This is a genomic window from Oleiphilus sp. HI0061, assembly GCF_001635675.1.
In genome coordinates this window covers 1-3031 of the sequence record NZ_LWFE01001117.1, presented here as the reverse complement: position 1 = coordinate 3031, position 3031 = coordinate 1, and the positions used below count along the sequence as shown (strand labels likewise).

At 43.9% G+C, this 3031-nt stretch carries 2 protein-coding genes and 2 pseudogenes; 2 read left to right on the top strand and 2 right to left on the bottom strand.

All coding sequences use genetic code 11. The features are described 5' to 3' along the window. Both A3735_RS16540 and A3735_RS16535 read right to left on the bottom strand, forming a co-directional pair. A pseudogene (locus tag A3735_RS16540) lies at positions 1-777 on the bottom strand (adenylate cyclase); the annotation flags it as partial. A gap of 45 nt (positions 778-822) precedes the next feature. Next, the gene (locus tag A3735_RS16535) at positions 823-1374 is read right to left on the bottom strand and encodes a hypothetical protein (RefSeq protein WP_068514156.1); all 552 of its coding nucleotides are present in this window, start codon (positions 1372-1374) and stop codon (positions 823-825) included. Between the two features lie 257 nt (positions 1375-1631). Here A3735_RS16535 and A3735_RS16530 point away from each other — a divergent pair, with 257 nt between their 5' ends. After that, positions 1632-2639 carry an AraC family transcriptional regulator gene (locus tag A3735_RS16530; RefSeq protein WP_068514159.1) on the top strand — a complete coding sequence of 336 codons (1008 nt, stop codon included), beginning with the start codon at positions 1632-1634 and terminating at the stop codon, positions 2637-2639. A 148-nt stretch (positions 2640-2787) separates the two neighbouring features. Next, positions 2788-3031: pseudogene (locus A3735_RS16525) on the top strand (hypothetical protein); the annotation flags it as partial.

Sequence of the window (3031 nt, the reverse complement as noted above, 5' to 3'; positions counted from 1 at the left end):
TATCAACTCACTTTTAGGAATAAACGCAGCGCTACCAAAATCGAGAACCTCTTGCTGTTTAATAAAACGTTTACTCAACAGGAGATCAACTTTCTCCTCGTATTCTCCTTCTAAATTTGGTGGAATCAGCCACCAAATTGGGTAACGCCCCGCTAATAAAATCGCAGTACGATAAAACTCGTCCAGCAGCAAATAATGTTGTGCAGAACCACTACTTTCTTTATCCATGCGGTTATTCAAGTGCCCAGCCTTAAACTTTTCCGCATTCATCAAAAAAGTATGAAGCTCCAAGCCTAGACTGTTTGCCCAATCATCTATCTTCTTGGCTTTTTCTGCGAGCGAAGCCATAGCGTCTTCGCCCAGGCCAGGGTCAAAGCACAACCATAAGTCCACATCACTCGCTTCAGAGTGCGCTAAGGTTCCAGTACTGCCCATCATGTAGAGAGCATGTATCTGGCTAAGCTGGCGGGAGCCTGACTTAAACTTAAAGGTCTGGCTAAAGGACTTTGCAATACTTAAAGCTGCTTTATCGGGTTGATAAGCCGACACGCCGGCGGGTGCATCTTGCGCGACATAACCCGGCATCAGAGGGTGGTTAACGTGGTAAAGTAAAGGCAATACATAAAGGATATCTTGATGTCGGGAAGACAAGCCCTGTCGACAGCGCTCGAAGCGATCAGCATTGACCTGCAAAAAACGGTTCTTAATGGTCTTTAAGAGTTTCCGGTCGACACCATCTTTATAGTCTGGCGCTAATTTGGTTTTAAATGTGCTCATACCCAGTCTACTACCAGATCCAGAAAGGGCTTATCAGCCATAAAACTAAAATAACTCGATCTCTGATTCCATCAACGAATCTTCCACCACGACCGGCTCACTAACAAAACTAATCTCTTCGGAAAAGAACTCCACTCCGATGTGAAAAGCACAAGCCTCCCCATCTACCTCAATATAACTGGAGAAGCGGGTAGGGCCAGGTTCAATCAAGTCGTTCAACTCAACACCAAAAGACGTCGTCGGCAGCCCCAAGGTAATCTCTTGCTCATGCGACATTAACTTTGTCTTCAAACGCCCGATCAACTGATTGGCCATTTCAGAGATCCAATCTTCCAGGGACTCCTCATCAACGACAGTGATGTTTGGTACCGGATAGGTCATAGCAAGTACAGTCATAGGCAGCTCAAGCGCAAGCGCAAGCGCAAGCTTGATTTCCATATCTTCAGAACCTGCATCGATAAGCGCTACCGGCGCATCTAACCAATCAGCCTCGTTAGCCGGTGACATGTTCACATCACAACTAAGGCTTGCCAGAAGCTCTTTCAAAGAGTCTTCATAAAGAACATGAATATGTTGTGCTACTTCTAGTGATTTCATAACGTTAGCTGTCTGCGCACCTTTCCATTTAAAGCAGGCTATCCCTAGGGACCACTTTCTGAGTTTAATATATTAATATGCGTCGAATAAGCTTAGACCAAGAATAATCACTAAGCCAAAGCACGCTTACAAAAATATCTCAAAATTAAGCGAGTTTAGTACTATAGTTTTTTCATGTAATAATTGTTTATCATTTTCGCGCTAAACAATCGAGCTAGCCCAAAAGCATACTCACAAGAACAACAAGGCAAACAATCTTGAGCGATAACGTACTCTCTTCTATCTCTTACTTGCATCAGTTTATTCGGTATAGCGAAGAGCAAAACCTGGAACTCAATTACTCACACATTACTAACACACTAGAAAAGCATAAGGGGCAGGACTTTATCCCCTTTAACGATTTCAAGGACTTTGTTCATGACATTTATAGTAAGTCCAGTTGTCCATGGCTAGGCCTTCACTTTGCCCAAAAAATTCAGCTTTCCAGCCATGGCAGCTTAGGTTTTGCCGTTTCTCACGGTATTGACTTAGGCGAATGCCTTGAGCTGATTAGCCGCTATTATCAAACCCGCTTGCAAGCCATCGGAATTAACATTCAAGTTAATGGCGAAGATTGCCTTTTAGAAATTAAAGAAACTTGTACATGGGAGCCCATACGAGAATTACTCTACGAAGTTTTACTCGCGTCTTTACTCAACGTTATAGAGTTTGTAATTGGCAAGGGCGTCGAACAGTGCACCGTTTGCTTCCCCTATAAGGCACCCGCATGGCAAGACAAGTACGTAGAGCTACTGCCTTGCTCTGTTCACTTTGACGCTAAGACTGCCGGAGTCACTATCCCAAAGTCTTTACTTAAGATCACCAGCGTTACGGCAAACCCTCGCTCTGTTGAACTGGCGCGCGCACAATGCGACGAAGAGCTTTCTCGTCTGAACCAATTTGATAGCCTTGAACAAAAAGTTGTCTCGCTTGTTGAACAGGCTCACGATTACTCTTTATCGATAGAAGAAATCGCGAGAAACCTGAATATGTCCAAAAGCACACTCGCGAGAAAGCTAAAAACAGAAAATACTTCTTTTAGTAAGGTCATGGCTAACTTACGAAAAGCTCAGGCAAAAAACTTACTACTGAATACCCAATCAAGCATTGAAGCCATTGCACTGACTCTAGGCTATGATGATGCTTCCAACTTTAACCGTTCATTTAAGCGCTGGTTCGATAGCTCACCATCGCAATTCAGACAAGCTCACAAACAGTCCTTATAAGCCAAGATCTAGTCTTTATTGAATCAAAATGACTACTAGTTGAGCCCAAATAACCTGTTTGCGCTAGTCACGCTCTCGTAGAATGGTTTTCATCAAAAGTGCCCACGCACCTAGATTAAACCCTATAAGAAAAACAAGAGAGCGTATTATGAACACTACCGTTTACCCTCAGCAAACTGGCGCATGGATCCGTAGCAAACGCTACTGGTACTTACTCTCTATCCTTACGCCAATGATTCCTTTAGCCTCCGCTTATGCTGCCGTTGAAACCGGTTATGGCCTTTGGCTTTGGTTTACTGTGGTTTTTCTTTACGGCATGCTACCTCTAGCTGATCACGTATTTGGTGAAGACCGCGCTAATCCAGACGACGAACTCGTTTCACAGCTCAAAG